At 68.1% G+C, this 17,797-nt stretch carries 16 protein-coding genes and 1 pseudogene; 8 read left to right on the forward strand and 9 right to left on the reverse strand.

What is annotated here, in order from left to right:
• Window positions 1-115 precede the first annotated feature (115 nt).
• On the forward strand, window positions 116-1,345 hold the full coding sequence (locus tag AC1DER_RS12075; protein WP_477247309.1) for a hypothetical protein: 1,230 nt from the start codon (window positions 116-118) through the stop codon (window positions 1,343-1,345).
• A gap of 4 nt (window positions 1,346-1,349) precedes the next feature.
• Here AC1DER_RS12075 and AC1DER_RS12080 read toward each other — a convergent pair whose 3' ends face one another.
• The 8 genes and pseudogenes from AC1DER_RS12080 to rph all read right to left on the reverse strand — a co-directional run bounded on the left by AC1DER_RS12080 (window position 1,350) and on the right by rph (window position 9,324).
• Entirely contained in the window at window positions 1,350-1,880 is a 531-nt protein-coding gene (locus AC1DER_RS12080; protein ID WP_477247301.1) for a hypothetical protein, read from the reverse strand.
• 133 nt (window positions 1,881-2,013) lie between these two features.
• Window positions 2,014-3,336 carry a Xaa-Pro dipeptidase gene (gene pepQ, locus AC1DER_RS12085; RefSeq protein WP_477247299.1) on the reverse strand — a complete coding sequence of 441 codons (1,323 nt, stop codon included), beginning with the start codon at window positions 3,334-3,336 and terminating at the stop codon, window positions 2,014-2,016.
• 143 nt (window positions 3,337-3,479) lie between these two features.
• A complete protein-coding gene (locus tag AC1DER_RS12090) occupies window positions 3,480-3,824 on the reverse strand; it encodes a PilZ domain-containing protein (protein WP_441817036.1) in 345 nt (114 codons plus the stop codon).
• Window positions 3,821-6,166: a DUF1631 domain-containing protein gene (locus tag AC1DER_RS12095; protein ID WP_477358000.1), complete on the reverse strand. Its 2,346-nt coding sequence runs from the start codon at window positions 6,164-6,166 to the stop codon at window positions 3,821-3,823. Before AC1DER_RS12095 ends, AC1DER_RS12090 begins: the two co-directional genes overlap by 4 nt.
• Before the next feature lie 205 nt (window positions 6,167-6,371).
• Window positions 6,372-7,520: pseudogene (hemW, locus tag AC1DER_RS12100) on the reverse strand (radical SAM family heme chaperone HemW); the annotation flags it as partial.
• A gap of 5 nt (window positions 7,521-7,525) precedes the next feature.
• Window positions 7,526-8,122, reverse strand: coding sequence for an RdgB/HAM1 family non-canonical purine NTP pyrophosphatase (gene rdgB, locus AC1DER_RS12105; RefSeq protein ID WP_477247307.1), 597 nt, complete (start codon window positions 8,120-8,122; stop codon window positions 7,526-7,528).
• Window positions 8,123-8,130: 8 nt separating this feature from the next.
• Complete coding sequence (locus AC1DER_RS12110; RefSeq protein WP_477247294.1) at window positions 8,131-8,523, reverse strand: VOC family protein; 393 nt, start codon at window positions 8,521-8,523, stop codon at window positions 8,131-8,133.
• 27 nt (window positions 8,524-8,550) lie between these two features.
• Window positions 8,551-9,324, reverse strand: coding sequence for a ribonuclease PH (gene rph, locus AC1DER_RS12115; RefSeq protein WP_441817039.1), 774 nt, complete (start codon window positions 9,322-9,324; stop codon window positions 8,551-8,553).
• Window positions 9,325-9,396: 72 nt separating this feature from the next.
• Here rph and AC1DER_RS12120 point away from each other — a divergent pair, with 72 nt between their 5' ends.
• The 5 genes from AC1DER_RS12120 (at window position 9,397) to AC1DER_RS12140 (ending at window position 14,125) form a co-directional block, all read left to right on the forward strand.
• A complete protein-coding gene (locus tag AC1DER_RS12120) occupies window positions 9,397-10,257 on the forward strand; it encodes a YicC/YloC family endoribonuclease (protein ID WP_441817040.1) in 861 nt (286 codons plus the stop codon).
• Between the two features lie 13 nt (window positions 10,258-10,270).
• A complete protein-coding gene (gmk, locus tag AC1DER_RS12125; RefSeq protein ID WP_441817041.1) occupies window positions 10,271-10,888 on the forward strand; it encodes a guanylate kinase in 618 nt (205 codons plus the stop codon).
• A 185-nt stretch (window positions 10,889-11,073) separates the two neighbouring features.
• Window positions 11,074-11,373 carry a DNA-directed RNA polymerase subunit omega gene (rpoZ, locus tag AC1DER_RS12130; protein WP_158734183.1) on the forward strand — a complete coding sequence of 100 codons (300 nt, stop codon included), beginning with the start codon at window positions 11,074-11,076 and terminating at the stop codon, window positions 11,371-11,373.
• Between the two features lie 122 nt (window positions 11,374-11,495).
• Window positions 11,496-13,682: a RelA/SpoT family protein gene (locus AC1DER_RS12135; RefSeq protein ID WP_441817042.1), complete on the forward strand. Its 2,187-nt coding sequence runs from the start codon at window positions 11,496-11,498 to the stop codon at window positions 13,680-13,682.
• Between the two features lie 59 nt (window positions 13,683-13,741).
• Window positions 13,742-14,125, forward strand: a complete 384-nt coding sequence (locus AC1DER_RS12140) for a RidA family protein (protein WP_441817043.1) — start codon at window positions 13,742-13,744, stop codon at window positions 14,123-14,125.
• 15 nt (window positions 14,126-14,140) lie between these two features.
• Here AC1DER_RS12140 and AC1DER_RS12145 read toward each other — a convergent pair whose 3' ends face one another.
• Entirely contained in the window at window positions 14,141-15,178 is a 1,038-nt protein-coding gene (locus tag AC1DER_RS12145; RefSeq protein WP_441817044.1) for an AraC family transcriptional regulator, read from the reverse strand.
• 164 nt (window positions 15,179-15,342) lie between these two features.
• On the opposite strand from AC1DER_RS12145, the gene AC1DER_RS12150 reads away from it, so the two are divergent.
• Together AC1DER_RS12150 and AC1DER_RS12155 are read left to right on the forward strand one after the other, a co-directional pair.
• On the forward strand, window positions 15,343-16,596 hold the full coding sequence (locus AC1DER_RS12150) for a parallel beta-helix domain-containing protein (RefSeq protein WP_441817045.1): 1,254 nt from the start codon (window positions 15,343-15,345) through the stop codon (window positions 16,594-16,596).
• A complete protein-coding gene (locus AC1DER_RS12155) occupies window positions 16,593-17,753 on the forward strand; it encodes an SO2930 family diheme c-type cytochrome (protein ID WP_477247290.1) in 1,161 nt (386 codons plus the stop codon). The genes AC1DER_RS12150 and AC1DER_RS12155 overlap by 4 nt, the downstream gene beginning before the upstream one ends.
• Window positions 17,754-17,797 lie beyond the last annotated feature (44 nt).

Raw genomic sequence — 17,797 nt, forward strand, 5'->3', positions numbered from 1 at the left:
GGACCGCGCTGATCATCCCTTCACCGTGCGGCCGTAGGCTGCGACGGTGCCCATTGCGAAAACTTCATCGACGATCCGTCCGCCGCGCCCGGCCAGGGCCATCGTCGGGCTCGGCATCGCCCTCGTCCTGCTCGCCAGCGCTGGCGCAGTGCCGGCACGCCAAGCCGACTGCAGGCAGCGCCTGCTGGAGCAACTGGGCTGGCGGTTCGTGCCGTCTGCCGGTGCGGCTGTAGAGATCGCTGCCGGCTCGCCCTGCGACCGGGCCAGCCTGGCCGAGGCGACGGCCGCGGGCGATCTGGTCGTACGCGTGCCCGAAAGATTCGACGCAGCGGCGATGGAACGCCTGGGCGACGAACTGCTGCACCATCCGGCCACGAGTTGCGCCTATGGCTTCGCGCTGGGAGCCGCAACCCGGCGTGCGGTCGACCGGCTGGTCGCCAACCCCGGCTTCCGCTTCACATCGGTGCAGACCGGCTGGATCGGCTTCGGCGCGGGCGGCGCGGCACACGACGGCTGGAAGCCCATCGCCACCTTCGGCCGCGGCTATCAACCCAGCGGCAGCAACTCGCGCGCGATCGAGGCGTTCTACAGCGGGCACGTTCGCGGCGAATGCGGACTGGGCCGGCAGGTCGCGCAATACGCAACCCTGGCCGAGCTCTACGGCAACGAAGGATTCGACAACGCGTTCGACGCCGACGAGATCGTGATTGGCACCTTCAACCGGCTGCGCTCGACGCGCAGCATCCTGCTGGGTTCGTCGGCCGGCGAGTTCACCCGTGACGGCCGGGCCGAGGCGGCATCACGGCAGGGCCGGCAGGCCTTCATGGGGCTGCCGGGTTTCATCTTCCACGTGTTCGCGCGCAGCAAGCTCGACGACCTCAACAACCAGGCCGAGAATTTCGTTGTCTACGACGTCAGTGCGCAGGCGGCCGCGGCATTGCGCGAGCATGAGGGCTTCGAGTTCTACAACGAACGCAATCAACAGATGTGGTCGCTCGCGCGCACGATCCAGGCGCGCAAGCCGCGGCGGTACTTCGAGCGGCTGTTGTACGAGAAGGATCCGGTTCTGCGCGCACAACAGTCGGCGGCGACACTGGCGACCCTGGCGCGCATCGACGCGCTGCTGGACGATCCGTTCTATCGCGGCTTCGAGGTCTACGTGCACCGGCAGGGCGTGAAGCCGGTCGGGTTCCACATCGCACGCCTGCTCGATCGAAACCCGCGCACGCCGTTCCGTATCGAGCTGGCGCTGCACAACGTGCACAACGCGTTGTACGAGCGCTATGTCGCGTACCGGCTTCGCACCTGCGCCGCGCAATCGACCAGGGCACCGCAGCAGCGCTGAGCGCTCAGGGCGCTGGGCCGGTGGTCGTTTCGATGATGGTCCGCAACGACGCGGTGGGCGCACCGGCCTCGTCGACGATGTTGCGCGCGCACGCCGGCACGCGCGCCTGGCCGCACAGGCCGACGTAGTTGTTCCAGTAGACATCGAGGTCGCGATCGGCCGGGCGCACGGTCACCACCACCGAATAGACCGTGCGACGACCGATGCCGTTGTCGGGATCGAGAGTGGCGACCTTCAGGCGGATGCGTGCGTCCTTGCTGTCCTCGACCAGGGCCAGATCGAGCGACTGGCGCAGCTGTTCGCGGATCGCTTCGACGAACAGGCGGCCGACCTTGTCCTGGGCCGAGGCCGACACCTGGACGGTGATCGCCACGTCCTGGGGGACGTCGACCGGCGGCGCTTCGGGAGGCGCAGGTGTTGCGGACTGGGCCGTCCCGGGCTTCGTCTCCTGTGCCAGCCCCCGCGCAGGCGCCACTGCGCCCGCCGTGGCCAGCACCAGTCCGAACACCAGCCCGAGCACCATCGTTTGCCGCATGACTCCCCTCCCGCCGCAGGCCCATGGTCAGGCTAACGGCGAGCGGGGAAATTGCAGGTAACGGGCCGGCCACTTCCTTCAGGCGTGCCCGTTCCAGGCGTGCCCCCTCCCGGCGGCAGAGGGAGGCTTGCGCTCAGGCCGCCTCGTCGAAGCCGTCGCGGGTCAGGTTGGCCGGTGCGGCATCGGTGCAGGCGACGTCGTCTTCGATGCGGATGCCGCCGAAGGGCTTGAAGGCCTCCACGCGCGCCCAGTCGACGCTGTCGGCATGGCCGTTGGCCTTCACTTCGTCGAGCAGCATGTCGATGAAGTAGAGGCCCGGCTCGATGGTCACGACCATGCCTGGCTCCAGCACGCGGGTCAGGCGCAGGTACGGGTGGCCATCGGGCCTGGCGATCGTGCCGCCACTGTCGCTGGCGGCGAAGCCGGCGACGTCGTGCACCTGCAGGCCGATGCCGTGGCCGATGCCGTGCGGGAAGAACGCGCTGCTGACGCCGGTGGCCAGCGCCGCTTCCGGCGACACCTTGATCACGCCGAAATCCTTGAGGATGCCGGCCAGCGCCAGGTGGGCGTCGACATGGATCTGCTTGTAGTCGGTGCCGGCGCGGACCTGGTCGCACATCTTCAGCTGCGCGGCATCGACGGCGTCGATCATCGCCTGGAACTCGCTGCCGGCATCGAGCGCATAGGTGCGGGTGATGTCGCAGGCGTAGCCGTGGTGTGCGGCGCCGGCATCGATCAGGAAGCTGCGCACCTGCGCCGGCGGCACCAGGTCGCGGTCGGTGTAGTGCAGCACCGCGCTGTGTTCGTTGAGGGCGATGATGTTGCTGTACGGCAGGTCGTTGGCATCCTGGCCGGCGGCCTGGCAATACACCAGGTGGATGCCGAACTCGCTGGCGCCGGCACGGAACGCGCGCTCGGCGGCGCGGTGCGCGCGCACGCCGCGGCGGGTCGCCTCGCGCATCGTCGCGATCTCGTACGGTGTCTTGTAGGCGCGGTGGTACTCGAGGTAGTTGACCACCGGCGCGGGGTTGTTCGGCACGAACGCGCCCAGTGCGCTCTGCGCCTCGCCGATGATCGCGCAGCGCGCGGGATTCGACGGCAGGTGCTGCAGCGCCTCGTCGGGCTTGCGGATCACGACGACGTCGAAGTGATCGGCCCAGTAGCCGCCCGGTGCCGACGGCACCACGTGCCAGTAATCGAACGGCTGCAGGAAGATCAGCTTGGGCTTGTGACCCGGCGTCGCCACCAGCCAGCTGCCGGGTGCGCGCGTCAGCGGCAGCCAGGCCTTGAACTGCGGGTTGACCGCATACGGGTAGTCGCGATCATCGAACGCCTGGTAGTGCGAGGTGCCGCTGGGCACGACCAGGTGATCGAAGCCGCCGCGTGCCAGCGCCTGTTCGGTGCGGCGGTGCAGTTCGGCGAGGTGCTGGGGGTACAACGAGGCGAGCGTGCTCATGCGTAGGCGGCGGGATGTCGGAGACCGGACCATTTTGCCGCATCGACGTGCAGGCGCGGGTCGCCTTTGCTGGCGGTTGGGCCGGTTGCCGCGGCTGGTTCAGGAAACGGTCGGCCCCACCTGTGCCGGGGTCGATGCCGGCATCAATGGCCGTTGGTCGTGTCCAGCCAGTTGCGCAACTGCTGCAGCTCGCTCTCGAGCATGGTGATGAAGCGGAAGCCCGACCAGGTCTGGCCCGGCGTGCTGGTCTTGTCCTGCCACAGCAGGTGCGCACCGACTTCGATCGGTGAACTCTGGTGCGGGGTGCCGCGCAGGTTGAAGCGCAGCTGGTACAGGCCATCGTCGACCAGTGGCGAGTTGGCGATCAGCAGCATGCCGCTCTCGGACAGGTTGCTCAGTTGCCCGATCACGGTGTCGGTCATCGTGTCGACGACCTGCACCGGCTCCTGGATGGAGCGACGTCGGGCGCGGCGGAATTCTTCGTTCATGCGTGCGCCTCTTGCGCGGTCGGGCCCGATACCAGGTTGCTCAGTGCGCTGACCACGGCGCTCCAGGCGCGATCGACCAGGCGGCTCTTCTCGACCGTGACGATGCGCGCGCGGCCCGCGGCCATCTGCCGCGCCAGGCTGTCGAGCGACTGCTCGCCGACGCGCTGGCCGCGCTGGTTGACGAACAGGGCGTTGTCGGTGAGCGGGCTGAACCAGGACAACCGGCGGCGGATGACCTCGCCCGGCGCTTCCAGGTCGAACTCGAACCAGGTGCCGAAGGGTAGCGTGCGCAGGTGTTGCCAGCATTCCTGTTCGTGCGGATCGCGCGGCTGAGTCTCCACTGCGCGCGGCGCATCCTCCTCGCCCAGTCGCGTGCGCGACTTGAGCTTGAGCGCCAGCTCGGTGCGGGTGGCGGCGTCGTCGTTGGCGGCGTGGCCGGTGGTCAGCTGGCGCGAGATCGCACCGGCGTCATCGACGTGGTAACCGACCTGGGTCAGTGCCTGTTCGATATCCTCGCCGAGCGGTTCCGGCGCCGGGGCGCGGTTCTCGACCGTGTTGGCGGCGATGATCTGGCGCGTGGCTTCGAGCTGGCGCTGCCACTCGTCCGACTCCTCGCCATGGCGAAGGAGCGTGAGGGTCAGCACGTCGGTCCACGCCTGGGTCAGCAGGGTGTGGACGAACTTGGGCAGCTTCTGGTCGTGCAGCGCCTCGGTGATCGCCTCGGTGGCCTGGTGCTTGGCCAGCACCAGCTTTTCCTTGCCGCGTGCGGCTTCGACGTGGCGACGCTCGGCCACTTCGGCCTTGCGCGCCATCAGCCGCAGGTGCTCCTGCAACTGCTGGTTGGCCGACTCGAACACGCCATCGTCGCCGTCGTAGTGCTCGACCACGTGATCGACTGCGCGCCGCAGCTGTTCGTTGAGCGCCGGGTCGGCCTCTTCCTTGGGCAGCCAGTGCGCGCCGGCTTCGGCGACCGCATTGAGTAGCTGTCGCGCCGGATGTTCCTGGCGGACGAAGAACGCCTGGTCCTGCAGCGCCAGGCGCAGCAGCGGCACCTGCAGGCGGTTGAGCAGTGAGGAGACGGCGGCGTCGTTGCGCAGTTCGCGGCCGATCTCGTTGTAGAACTGATCGAGCAGCTCGAAGGTGTCGGCGTCCTCGCGGGTGAGTGAGGTCGCTTCACCGCGCTGTTGCCGCGCCTGTGCCAGCAGCGTCTGGCGCACGTCGTTGAGGTTGCGCGGCGGCGTGGCATGGGCGGGGATCGACTGCAGCCCCGCCAGCGCGCTGGAAATGTCGCTGGCCGACAAGGTCGGCCGCGGCGTGCCGGGGTCGCCACCGGTACGCAGCTTGTCCATCAGCTCGCGGCGGCCACTGAGCAGGTTCTGCAGCGAGACGTAGGATTCGTGGTCGTCGCCGTGGTTCAGCACTGGCTGCCCCGGCCACGCGGTATGCGGGCGCTGCGGATCGAACAGCGGACTGCTGGCGTCGGCGCCGCGGCGCGGCACCATCGAATCCTCGCGTTGTCCCTGCCCCTGTTCGCCGCCCTGGTCCTGTGCCTGGCCGTGTCCCTGCGCGTGGCCGTGCCCCTGGCGCTGGCCCTTGGCGCGGCTGCGCACCGGCACGAACGACAGGCTCGGCAGCACGTTCTCGCGTGCCAGCAGCGCGTTCATCGTTTCGACCAGTTGCGCGTAGCCCGACATGACGTGCTGGTCGAAGACGCGGTACAGGTGCAGTCGCGCTTCTGGAGTGATCTGCAGCGACTGCGTGGCTTCGGCCAGGATCCTGCACAGCTGGTACGGACCGACCGGCAGGCGGTCTGCGTCGAACGCAGGCGCGCCGCCTAGCACGCCGAAGCGCTGCCCGAGCAGCAGCAGCGGCAGGCCGGCGCGGGCTTCGTGGCGGATCGCGATGCTGCGCAGCAGGTTGGCTTCGTCGGCCTCGCCGTCGTCTACCAGGCGCAGGTCGCGGAAGGTGGGCAGTGCCGCTGGCGCTTCGGTGGTGGGTGTTGGATCGCGGACGGTGGTCAGCGCGCCTTCCAGCAAGGCCAGGAAGTGCGGAACCAGGTCGGAGCGATTGAGTCGTGCAGTGCGCAAAGTTTCAAGATGGGCCGACTGCTGCGCCGACGTGCGCGCCTGGTCGGCATGCTTGAACAGCTGCTGTTCGAATTCGCCGAGCATGTGCTCGAGCTGGCGCGCCATCTCATCGGAGACCAGCGCATAAAGATGCTCCAGTACCCGTCGAACCCGCTTTGGCAACGCGGCTGACGCCAGCGTAGGCCTGGGAATCGAACTACCGAGAGGTTCGAACGTTGCAGACATTAGGGTCACCCTGGCGATCGGGACGATCATGCATCGTCACCCCGGTGCCCCGCCAGCCTCCCGCCCCAGCGGTCCTCAGGGAGCGACCAATTGTTGTAACGGTGAGGGCGGCCATTAGCGGCCAGCGCAAGCCCGCCTACGGGGCCTTGCGCTACTTTGCGCGGTCAACCATGACGCGCTGCGACACGTTCGGACCTCCCGGGTCGTTCTCGGTCTCGCCGGTCGCATCCTCGACCAGGAACAGCTCGACGACGTCGTTGGTGAAGCGACGCCCCAGTTCGGTCGGACGCACGCGGTCGCCGTCGGTTTCCAGCCAGCCCTGTGCGATGGCCTGGGTCAGTTGCGGGGCGATGGCCTCGCGCGTCAGGCCGGTGCGCGCCTCGAACGCGGCCAGGCTGAAGCCTTCGACCAGGCGCAGGGCATTGAGCATGTACTCGAACGGACGCCGCGCCGGCTCGACCCGGTCGTCGCCGCCGATCGCACCGGCGTGCCCGGCCTGCACCAGGTACTGCGTCGGGTGCTTGGTCTTCCAGCGCCGCAGGACGGTCTGCTCGGCACCCAGGGTCAACTTGCCGTGGGCGCCCGCGCCGATGCCGAGGTAGTCGCCGTATTGCCAGTAGTTGAGGTTGTGCTGGCACTGACGGCCAGGCTGCGCGTAGGCACTGACCTCGTACTGGGCGTACCCGGCCGCGGCCAGCAGTGCCTGGCAATGCTCCTGCATGTCCCAGCTGGCGTCTTCGTCGGGGATGCCTTGCGGCGGCCGCGCGGCAAACACCGTGTTCGGTTCCAGCGTCAGCTGGTAGTGGCTGACGTGGGTGGGCTGCAGGGCGAAGGCGCGTTCGAGGTCATGCTCGGCCATCGCCAGCGTCTGCCCGGGCAGCGCGTACATCAGGTCGAGGTTGAAGTTGTCGTAGCCGGCGCCCTGGGCCAGCTTCACCGCCGCCTCGGCCTCGCCGCTGTCGTGGATCCGGCCCAGGCGCTTGAGGCAGCCGTCGTCGAAGCTCTGGATGCCGAAGCTCAGGCGGTTGACTCCGGCTTGTCGGTACAGCTCGAAGCGGCCGTGTTCGGCGGTGCCTGGATTGGTCTCCAGGGTGATCTCGCAGCCCGGGACGAAGCGCAGGCGGCTGCTGGCCTGCTGCAGGAAACGGTCGATGTGTTCGGGCGGGAACAGGCTGGGCGTGCCGCCACCGAAGAACACCGAGTGCACGTTGCGGCCCCAGGCTAGCGGCAGGTCGAAGTCCAGGTCCGCCAGCAGCGCATCGACATAACTGTCGAACGGCAACGCGCCGCGACCCTCGTGCGAATTGAAATCGCAGTAGGGGCACTTGCGCACGCACCATGGCAGGTGGACGTAGAGCGACAGCGGCGGCGTGGTCAGCGACACGGCGGTCAGTGCGTTCCGACGTGCAGCAGTTGCCGCAAGGCGGCGAGGGCGCGGCCGCGGTGACTGATCCGGTTCTTCAGGCCGGTTTCGAGCTCGGCGGCGCTGCAACCGTGGTCGGGATCGAAGAACACCGGGTCGTAGCCGAAGCCGCCGTCGCCCCGACGCTCATGCAGGATGCGACCGGACCAGCTGCCTTCGGCGATGAAGGGCTGCGGATCCCCGGCGTGGCGCAGCAGCACGATCACGGCGTAGAAATGCGCGCCGCGCTGCGCGTCGGGCACATCCCTCATCGCGTGGAGCAGCTTGTCGATGTTGGCGCCGGCATCGCCGTGAACGCCGGCGTAGCGCGCCGAGTACAGGCCCGGAGCGCCACCCAGGGCATCCACGCACAGGCCCGAATCGTCGCCGAGCGCCGGCATGCCGGTCTCGCGCGCAGCCTTGCGCGCCTTGAGCAGCGCGTTCTCGACGAAGGTCAGGCCGGTTTCGTCGGCATCGCCGACGCCGAGCTCGCCCTGGGTCACGAACTCGATGCCGCTGCCGCCGAGCAGATCGCGGAATTCGCGCAGCTTGCCGGCGTTGCTGCTGGCGATCACCCATTTCATCGGCAGGTTCATTGCTTCAGTTCCAGCAGGTCCCAGCGATTGCCGTACAGGTCTTCGAACACCGCCACGATGCCGTAGGCCTCAAGTCGTGGCGCTTCCAGGAACCGCACGCCATTCGCGCGCATCGCGGCATGGTCGCGGTGGAAGTCGTCGGTGTGCAGGAAGAAACCGACACGGCCGCCGGTCTGGTCGCCGATGCGCGTCCGCTGGGCGTCGTCGACGGCTTGCGCCAGCAGCAGCGCGGTCTCGGCCGCGCCGCGCGGCGCCACGCGCACCCAGCGCTTGCCGTCGCCCAGGTCGATGTCGTCGAGCAGGTTGAAGCCGAGCGCGCCAGTATAGAAGGCGATGGCCTCGTCGTAGTCGCGGACGACGAGGGTGACGTTGGCGATGGTCTGTTTCATGGCAGCAGCTACATGGCGGCGGCGAACTCAGCCCGCCAGCGCCTCGCGCTGCCTGGCCACCAGTTCGGCGATGCCGGCCTCGGCCAGCGCGGTCAGCGCGTTCAGTTCCTCGCGGCGGAAGGCATGGCCCTCGGCGGTGCCCTGCAGCTCGATGAAGCCGCCGCCGTCGTTCATCACCACGTTCATGTCGGTGTCGCAGTCGCTGTCCTCGGCATAGTCGAGGTCGAGCACCGGCACGCCACGGTAGATGCCCACCGAGACCGCGGCGACCGCGCCGAACACCGGATCGCGAGTGATCTCGCGGCGCGACTGCAACAGGCGCACAGCATCGACCAGGGCGACATAGGCGCCGGTGATCGCGGCGGTGCGGGTGCCGCCATCGGCCTGCAGGACGTCGCAGTCGAGGGTGATGGTGCGTTCGCCCAACAGCTTGCGATCGACGCAGGCGCGCAGCGAGCGGCCGATCAGGCGCTGGATCTCGAGGGTGCGGCCACCTTGTTTTCCGCGTGCGGCTTCGCGGTCGCTGCGCGTATGCGTGGCGCGCGGCAGCATGCCGTACTCGGCAGTGACCCAGCCTTCGCCCTTGCCGCGCAGGAATCCCGGGACCTTGTTGTCGACGCTGGCGGTGCACAGCACCCGGGTCTCGCCGAAGCTGACCAGGACGGAGCCCTCGGCGTGGCGGGTGTAGCCGCGCTCGATGCGGACTTCGCGCATTTGCGCGGGCGCCCGCCCGCTGGGGCGGACCACCGCCTGCGCGGTTTGGCCGGCGGAAGGGGCTTGCGGCGTGCCGGTCGTGGTCATGATGGCCGATGATTACCGTTCTGGGGGCGCGCGAGTTTACCATTCGCACCCTGCCAGCCCTTGGATTTGCCGATGATCCGCAGCATGACCGCCTTCGCCAGCGGCGAACGCGCCACTCCGTGGGGCACGCTCGGCTGCGAGCTGCGCTCGGTCAACCACCGTTTCCTGGAGCTGGGCGTGCGCTTGCCCGACGAGCTGCGCGCGCTGGAGCCGGCACTGCGCGAGCGCGTCGCCGCCCGTGTCGCCCGCGGCAAGATCGACCTGGCGCTGCGCCTGCGCACCGCCGATGGCGATGGCGCGCTGCAGCTGAACCCGTTGCGCCTGCGCGAACTGGGCGAGCTGGCGCTGGACCTGGAGGCACGGTTCCCGCGCCTGCAGACCGATTTCACCCAGCTGCTGCAATTCCCCGGCGTGCTGCAGACCCAGTCCGCCGACCCGGCCGCGCTGCAGGCGCAGGCCCTTGAGCTGCTGGAGCAGGTGCTGGACGAGTTCATCCGTGCGCGCGAACGCGAGGGCGCCAAGCTCTCGACGGTGATCGTCGAACGCGTCGACGGCATCGCCGCGATCGCGGCCGAAGTGCGCACGCTGATGCCGGTGATCCGCGCCGGCCAGCGCAGCAAGCTCGAGGCGCGCATGGCCGACCTGGCGCAGCCGCTCGACTCCGGTCGCCTCGAACAGGAACTGGTGATGTGGCTGCAGAAGCTCGATGTCGACGAAGAGCTCGACCGGCTGGATTCGCATGTCAGCGAGGCGCGCCGCGTGCTCAAGCTCAAGGAAGCGGTCGGCAGGCGCCTGGACTTCCTGCTGCAGGAGTTCAACCGCGAGGCCAACACCCTGGGTTCGAAGTCGGTCGACGCGCGCAGTTCGGCGGCGGCGGTGGAGCTGAAGGTGCTGATCGACCAGGTCCGCGAACAGATCCAGAACATCGAATGACACGGGCCCACTGATGCGCGGAACTCTCTTCATCGTCGCGGCGCCGTCGGGCGCCGGCAAATCCAGCATCGTCAATGCGGTGCTCGAGCGCGACCCGAACATCTGCCTGTCGATCTCGTTCACCTCGCGCCAGCCGCGACCGGGCGAGCGCCACGCCGAGCATTACCACTTCGTCAGCAAGGAAGAATTCGAACGCATGGTCGCCGCCGGCGACTTCTTCGAGTCGGCGCTGGTGCACGGCGACTGGAAGGGCTCGGCCCGGCAGTCGGTGGAGCCGCAACTGGCCGCCGGCAAGGACGTGCTGCTGGAGATCGACTGGCAAGGTGCGCGCCAGGTCCGGGCCAAGGTGCCCGATGCGGTGAGCGTCTTCATCCTGCCGCCTTCGCGCAAGGCGCTGGACCAGCGCATGCGCAACCGTGGCCAGGACACCGAGGAAGTGATCGCGCAACGCCTGGCGGCGGCGCGCGAGGAGATGTCGCACTACGGCGAATTCGACTTCGTCATCGTCAACGAGCACTTCAACACCGCCGTCGACGAGATGTGCGCGATCTTCACCGCCAGCCGCGTCCGCCGCGACCAGCAGGTCGCGCGCCATTCGCGCCTGATCACGGCGCTGCTCGCCGACGAGTGACGCGGTTCGACCCCCTCCCAGCCTCTCCCTGCAGGCAGGGGGAGAGGCAAAAGTGGACAGCCGGTCAGTTGTGCGCGCCTAACTGATTGATTTTCAACGAACGGCTTGCTTCGCACCCGCGCCGCGACTACACTCTGCGGTCCCTTAAAGCCTGTATGGACGGCCCGCCGGCCGCCAGGAGCCCCATGGCCCGCATCACCGTTGAAGATTGCCTGGAAGTGGTCGATAACCGCTTCGAACTCGTCATGATGGCCGCCAAGCGCGCCCGCCAGTTGGCCAATGGCGTTGACCCGCAGCTGGACAACAGCGAAGCCAACGACAAGCCGACCGTGCTGGCCCTGCGCGAAATCGCCGCGCGCCGCATCGATACCGATTACATCGACGCCGTCGAGAAGGCCGAGCGCGAGCGCAAGGAGCGCGAGGCGCTGGAATGGGCCGCCGCCGAAGTGGTCGCCGACGACGACCTGTCCAAGGGCGACGACTGATCCAACCCCTTCGCAGCCGCGTTCAACCGGCGCCGCGAACTGCACGGCCCCGCCTCGGCGGGGCCGTTTGCATTTGTGCGCCCTGATTGCACAGCGCGCCGCCGCACGCGTAGATTCTCTCCATGACCCCCGCAGAGTCCGCAATCAGCACGCATCCCGCCGTCGTCCTCGATGACGCGGACGTGCCGGACTACGTGCGCGAGCTGGAAAACGCCGCCGAGTACCTGCCCGCGCCCCAGCGCCAGAGCCTGCGCCGGGCCTGGGCGATCGGCGCGGCCGCGCATGCCGGCCAGACCCGCAAATCCGGCGAGCCCTACATCACCCACCCGGTGGCCGTGGCCAAGGTCCTGGCCGACCAGGGCCTGGACGTCGAGACGCTGATCGCGGCGATCCTGCACGACACCATCGAAGACACGCCGCTGACCCGCGACGGCCTTGCCAGCGAGTTCGGCGAAACCGTGGCCGAGCTGGTCGACGGCGTCACCAAGCTCGACAAGCTGCAGTTCCGCGACCGCCAGGAAGCCACCGCGGAAAGCTTCCGCAAGATGCTGCTGGCGATGTCGCGCGACCTGCGCGTGATCCTGATCAAGCTCGCCGACCGCCTGCACAACATGCGCACCCTTGGCGCGCAGAGCATGGAGGCGCGCCACCGCATCGCCCGCGAGACGCTGGAGATCTACGCACCGATCGCCCAGCGCCTGGGCATGAACCTGATCAAGGCCGAGCTGCAGGACCTGGGCTTCCGCGCGCTGCATCCCTGGCGTCACGCGGTGATCGAAAAACGCCTGCGCACCCAGCCGGTGGTGCGGCGCGAGTCGCTGGTGCAGATCGAGGCGCAACTGGCGCAGCGGCTGGCGAAAGAGAAGGTGCCGCACCGTCTGGTCAGCCGGGTCAAGTCGCCGTGGAGCATCTACACCAAGATGCGCTCGGAGCACAAAACCTTCGCCCAGGTGATGGATGTGTTCGGCTTCCGCGTGGTCGTGCGCACGGTGCCGGACTGCTACCACGCCCTGGGTGTGGTGCACGCCTCGTACAAGCCGCTGGACTCGCGTTTCCGCGACTTCATCGCGATTCCCAAGGCCAACGGTTACCAGTCGCTGCACACGGTTCTGTTCGGCCCTTACGGTTCCCCGATCGAAGTGCAGATCCGCACCGAGGAAATGGACCTGATCGCCGAGCGCGGCATCGCCGCGCACTGGTCCTACAAGCACGGTGGCGACGGCCCGAGCAGCGCGCAGAGCCGAGCCCACAGCTGGATCGCCAACCTGGTCGAGTCGCAACGCTCCACCGGTTCGTCGCTGGAGTTCCTCGAGAACGTCAAGGTCGACCTGTTCCCGGACGAGGTTTACCTGTTCACGCCCAAGGGCGACATCATGTCGCTGCCGCGCAATTCGACCGCGCTCGATTTCGCCTACGCCGTCCACACCGACGTCGGCAATCGCGCCGTGGCGGCGCGCGTCGACGGCAAGCTGGTGCCGCTGCGCACGCGGCTGGCCAGCGGCCAGCGGGTGGAGATCATCACCGCCAAGTCCTCGTCGCCGAAGCCGCAGTGGCTCGAGTTCGTCGTCTCGGGCAAGGCCCGCACGTCGATCAGGCAGCAGCTCAAGCAGCTCGAACACGAGGATGCGGTGCAGCTGGGCCATCGCATGCTCGACCGCGCGCTGGAGGCACTGGGCATCTCGCTCGACCGCGTGCCTGCGGTGCGGATGGAGTCCTACCTGGCCGAATTCCGCTATCCGCGCCTGGAGGCGCTGCTGGCCGACATCGCCCTGGGCAATCGCATGCCGCAACAGGTGGCGCAGGCGCTGGCGCGCGAGAGCCCTGGAAAACCGCTGCGCGCGAAGGACCTGCCGCTGCAGCCGCTGTCGCAGGACAAGATCCTCATCACCGGCGCAGAGCGCGGCGTGATCAGTTTCGCCAACTGCTGCCTGCCCATTCCCGGCGACGAGATCATGGGTTACCACACGGCCGGCAAGGGCATCGTGGTGCACCGTCTCGATTGCCCGAACGTCGCCGACTACCGCAAGTCGCCCGACCGTTGGGTGCCGATCGGCTGGGACCGGCAGGTTACCGGCGACTTCGCCGCGGCGTTGCGCATCGAAGTCGACAACCGTCCGGGTTCACTGGCACAGGTTGCCGCGGCGATCGCGGAAGCGGAGTCGAACATCGACCGCGTCGAATACCTCGACCGCGATGCGAACGTGGCGGTGATGCGTTTCGCGATCGAGGTCAGCGGCCGCCGCCACCTCGCCGACGTGATGCGGCGCGTGCGCCGCCTGGGCGTGGTGCTGGGCGTGCAGCGGATGTAGTCGCCAGTTGCTGGCCTTGTGTTGCTAGCATGGCCCTCTGACTTCCCGAGAGCCATCCCATGTCCCGCCAGATCATCCACACCGACAAGGCCCCGGCCGCCATTGGCCCGTACTCGCAGGCCGTGCGCGCCGGCGATACCGTCTACCTGTCCGGGCAGATTCCGCTCGATCCGGGTACCGGCCTGCTGGTCGAAGGTGACATCAGCACGCAGGCACGACGCGCTTTCGAGAACCTCAAGGCCGTGTGCGAAGCCGCCGGCGGGTCGTTGTCCGACGTCGTCCGCCTCGGTCTCTACCTGACCGACCTGGGCAACTTCGCCGCGGTCAACGCGGTGATGGGCGAGTTCTTCCAGGCGCCGTATCCGGCGCGATCCACGATCGAAGTGTCGGGGTTGCCGCGCGGCGCCGGTTTCGAAGTCGACGCGGTGATGGTGCTGGAATAAAAGGCCGCAGCGGCTTCAGCCCTGCGTGCGCATCTCGCGCGGGGCCACGCCGGTCCAGCGCTTGAACGCACGGCGGAACTCGCGTGCGTCCTTGAACCCGACCGCGGCGCCGACGTTGGCGATGCTCAGCTTCTGGTCGCCCAGCAGCGCCCGCGCCGATTCGCTGCGCACGCGGTCGTGCAGTTCGCTGAAGCTGGTCTGCGCCGCCTGCAGCTGGCGACGCAGCGTGCGCTCGGTCAGGTGCAGCGCGGCGGCGATGTCGACCAGCCTCGGGTTGTCGGCCAGGCGCTGCAACAGCAGGCGCTCCACCACTGCCACTATTTCGCTGCGGGCCTGACCGGCCGGCATCTGCTCGTCGCACAGCGCCAGCACATGCTGGGCGCTGGCGGCATTGCCGGCGGGCATGGCCGTGTGCAGCCAGCGCGCGTCGATGACCACGCGGTTGCGCGGGCAATCGAAGCGGATCGCGCAGTCGAACACGCGCGCGTAGTCGTCGGCGTAATCCGGTGCCGGGTAGGCCAGTTCCAGCACCGTCGGCCGGAAGTCGGCGCCCAGCAGGCCGCGGCAGAGCATCAGGCAGCTGGCGAACAGTTCTTCGCACAGGAACGGCTCAAGTTCCGGATCCGGGCTGCGCATGATGGCCACCATGCCCAGGTCATCGCCGCCGTCGGCATCGAGCTGGAGCTCCATCATTGCCCCGGTGATCGGCGCGTAGTGCACGCCCAGCTGCAATGCTTCGGCGAAGCGCGGTGCGGTCAGCATCGCCAGGCCGAGCAGGCCGAAATGGCCGATGTTCTGGCGCTCACCCAGGACCAGGCCCGGTCCGCGGCCCGGCAGGGTGCGTATGGCGCGGCGGATGATCTGGCAGGTCTGGCGGTAGGACAGGTAGACCGGCGTATCGCCGTCGAACTCGGCCGGCCCCAGCCGCAGGCCGGCGAACCAGCCCTCGCAGCCGATCCCGGCCTCGCGCGCCATGGCGACCAGCCCGGCAACAATGCCGCTCTTGATGTTGGCTACGCTCTGGCGCGGGTCGTCGTTATGGATAGGTTGCATACGCTTGCGTAGCTTGTCCGGTTTGCCCCCCAGAGTATGCCGGCTTTGCCCTCCACTGGCGTCGTCCGAACGTCACAGACTGCGGATTGATTTCCTCCCCCTGTCGCCATGCGTGGGGGCGAGGCCACTGGGATCAGTCTGGAACGGGGACGGACGCAAACCTTATGAAGCGCATCACACTCAGCATTGCGATCGCAGTTGGCGTGGCGGGCCTGGCCGGTTGCCAGAAGCAGGAGGTCGCGGCCCCGGCCGCCGATGCGGACTACCAGAAGGTGCTGATCGGCCGCCTGCTCGATGCCAAGCCCGGCGACGTGATCGAGATCCCGGCCGGCCGCTTCGCCTTCGACCGCAGCCTGAGCCTGCGCGTGGACGGCGTGACCATCCGCGGCGCCGGCATGGACAAGACCATCCTGAGCTTCAAGGGCCAGAAGTCCGGCGCCGAGGGCCTGCTGGTCAACGCCGGCAACTTCACCCTGGAAAACCTCGCCATCGAGGACACCAAGGGCGACGGGCTGAAGATCAACGAAGGCGAGAACATCACCATCCGCGGCGTGCGCGTGGAATGGACCGGCGGTCCCAAGACCACCAACGGCGCCTACGGTATCTACCCGGTGCAGACCACCAACGTGCTGATCGAGGACTCCGTCGCGATCGGCGCCTCCGACGCCGGCATCTACGTCGGCCAGTCGAAGAACGTGGTCGTGCGCCGCAGCCGCGCCGAGCGCAACGTCGCCGGCATCGAGATCGAGAACTCGATCGGCGCCGACGTCTACGAGAACACCGCCACCGAAAACACCGGCGGCATCCTCGTGTTCAACATGCCCAACCTGCCGCAGCCGGGCCATACCAGCCGCGTCTACCGCAACAAGGTGTTCGCCAACAACACCGACAACTTCGCCGCCAAGGGCGCCGCCGTCGCCAGCGTGCCGGCGGGCTCGGGCGTGGTGATCAACTCCAACGACAAGGTCGAGATCTTCGATAACGACATTGCCGACAACAACACCGCCAACATCATCGTCTCGAGCTACTTCTCGACCGGCTACATGACCGAGAAGGGCGTGGCCAAGGCATTCGATCCGTATCCGGAAGAGATCGCCATCCACGGCAACCGCTTCAAGGGCGGCGGCGACAAGCCCGACGGCCTCGACCTGAAGGCGCTGAAGGTGGCGATGTTCGGCCTTGGCGGTCGCCTGCCGGACGTGCTGTGGGACGGCTACGTCAACACCGCGCGCCCCGGCGGCGCGCAGGTCTGCGTCGACAATGGCGCCGCGCAGACACTCAATGCCGATGGCCCGAACAAGTACAAGAACCCGAGCCTGGTCACCGACGCGGTGCGTTGCCAGTTGCCGCCGTTGCCGGTGGTGACGTTGCCGGTCGACAGCGCCGCTCCTGCAGTGAAGGCGGCTCCGACGGCATGAAGCACGTGTTCGTGATTGGCGCGGCCGTGATGCTGGCCGCGATGTCGCTGGTGGGATGCAAGCGCAGCCAGGAGCCGGTGCAGTTCCACGCATCGGGCCACCCCGGGCAGCTCAGCGACTGGCACGTGGTGTCGGTCGTTGACGGTCATCTGCGCCTGAACGAAGGCGTCGAGCCGTACGCACTCAACAGTGCGTTGTTCAGCGACTACGCGCACAAGCTGCGCACGCTGTGGCTGCCGCCGGGAACCAAGGCCACGTACAAGCAGTACGAGGCCTTCGACTTCCCGGTCGGCACCATCATCAGCAAGACCTTCTACTACCCGCGCGCGGGCAAGGACGCAGCGGTGTTGCGCGTGGCCGAGCAAGCTTCGGAAACGCGCGACGGCCTCGACCTGGCCAAGGTCCGCCTGGTCGAGACGCGTCTGCTGGTGCGGCGCGAGCAGGGCTGGGTGGCGATGGCGTATGTCTGGAATGCCGAGCAGACCCAGGCCGTGCTGGCCCGCGAAGGCGACTCCGTCGCGATGACGATGCGCAAGCCCGACGGCAGCGGCGAGCAGTCCTTCAACTACATGGTGCCCGACGAGAACCAGTGCGCCGGCTGCCACGCCACCAACAACACCACGCGCGAACTGCACCCGATCGGCCCGAAGGCGCGCCATCTCAATCGCGACGATCCGTGGCATCCGGGCACGAACCAGCTTGCGCGGATGGTCCAACTGGGCCGGTTGCAGGGGCTGCCGGCCACCGGCGTGCCGCACAATGCACGCTTCGACGACGCCTCGGCCAAGGTCGAAGACCGCGCGCGCGCCTACCTCGACGTCAACTGCGGTCACTGCCACAACCCCAAGGGCGCGGCCGACACGTCCGGCCTGTGGCTCGATGCAGGCACCACCGAAACGCGTCGCCTGGGCCTGTGCAAGCCGCCGGTGGCGGCCGGGCAGGGCACCGGCGACCACATGTTCGACATCGTCCCGGGCGACCCGGATGATTCGATCATCATCTACCGCATGGACAGTCTCGATCCAGGTGCGATGATGCCCGAGCTCGGTCGGGGAACCGTGCACGAGGAAGGCGTTGCCCTGATCCGCGACTGGATCGGTGCATGGCTGGGAAATTGTGCCGATCCGGAGCAGAAGGTCGCGATCCAGTCGCGATGAGGTAAATCACCGCCGAGCGGTCCCATCAACGTGGACCGCCGGTG

Source organism: Lysobacter sp. 05T417 (assembly GCF_056396405.1).

Coding starts and splice junctions, on each gene's coding strand:
- rdgB (WP_477247307.1), bottom strand. CDS start 8,122: ATGAAATGGGTGATCGCCAGCAGCAACGCCGGCAAGCTGCGCGAATTC.
- AC1DER_RS12150 (WP_441817045.1), top strand. CDS start 15,343: ATGAAGCGCATCACACTCAGCATTGCGATCGCAGTTGGCGTGGCGGGC.
- AC1DER_RS12090 (WP_441817036.1), bottom strand. CDS start 3,824: ATGAACGAAGAATTCCGCCGCGCCCGACGTCGCTCCATCCAGGAGCCG.
- AC1DER_RS12120 (WP_441817040.1), top strand. CDS start 9,397: ATGATCCGCAGCATGACCGCCTTCGCCAGCGGCGAACGCGCCACTCCG.
- AC1DER_RS12110 (WP_477247294.1), bottom strand. CDS start 8,523: ATGAAACAGACCATCGCCAACGTCACCCTCGTCGTCCGCGACTACGAC.
- AC1DER_RS12145 (WP_441817044.1), bottom strand. CDS start 15,178: ATGCAACCTATCCATAACGACGACCCGCGCCAGAGCGTAGCCAACATC.
- gmk (WP_441817041.1), top strand. CDS start 10,271: ATGCGCGGAACTCTCTTCATCGTCGCGGCGCCGTCGGGCGCCGGCAAA.
- pepQ (WP_477247299.1), bottom strand. CDS start 3,336: ATGAGCACGCTCGCCTCGTTGTACCCCCAGCACCTCGCCGAACTGCAC.
- rpoZ (WP_158734183.1), top strand. CDS start 11,074: ATGGCCCGCATCACCGTTGAAGATTGCCTGGAAGTGGTCGATAACCGC.
- AC1DER_RS12095 (WP_477358000.1), bottom strand. CDS start 6,166: ATGATCGTCCCGATCGCCAGGGTGACCCTAATGTCTGCAACGTTCGAA.
- AC1DER_RS12135 (WP_441817042.1), top strand. CDS start 11,496: ATGACCCCCGCAGAGTCCGCAATCAGCACGCATCCCGCCGTCGTCCTC.
- AC1DER_RS12140 (WP_441817043.1), top strand. CDS start 13,742: ATGTCCCGCCAGATCATCCACACCGACAAGGCCCCGGCCGCCATTGGC.
- AC1DER_RS12080 (WP_477247301.1), bottom strand. CDS start 1,880: ATGCGGCAAACGATGGTGCTCGGGCTGGTGTTCGGACTGGTGCTGGCC.
- AC1DER_RS12155 (WP_477247290.1), top strand. CDS start 16,593: ATGAAGCACGTGTTCGTGATTGGCGCGGCCGTGATGCTGGCCGCGATG.
- rph (WP_441817039.1), bottom strand. CDS start 9,324: ATGACCACGACCGGCACGCCGCAAGCCCCTTCCGCCGGCCAAACCGCG.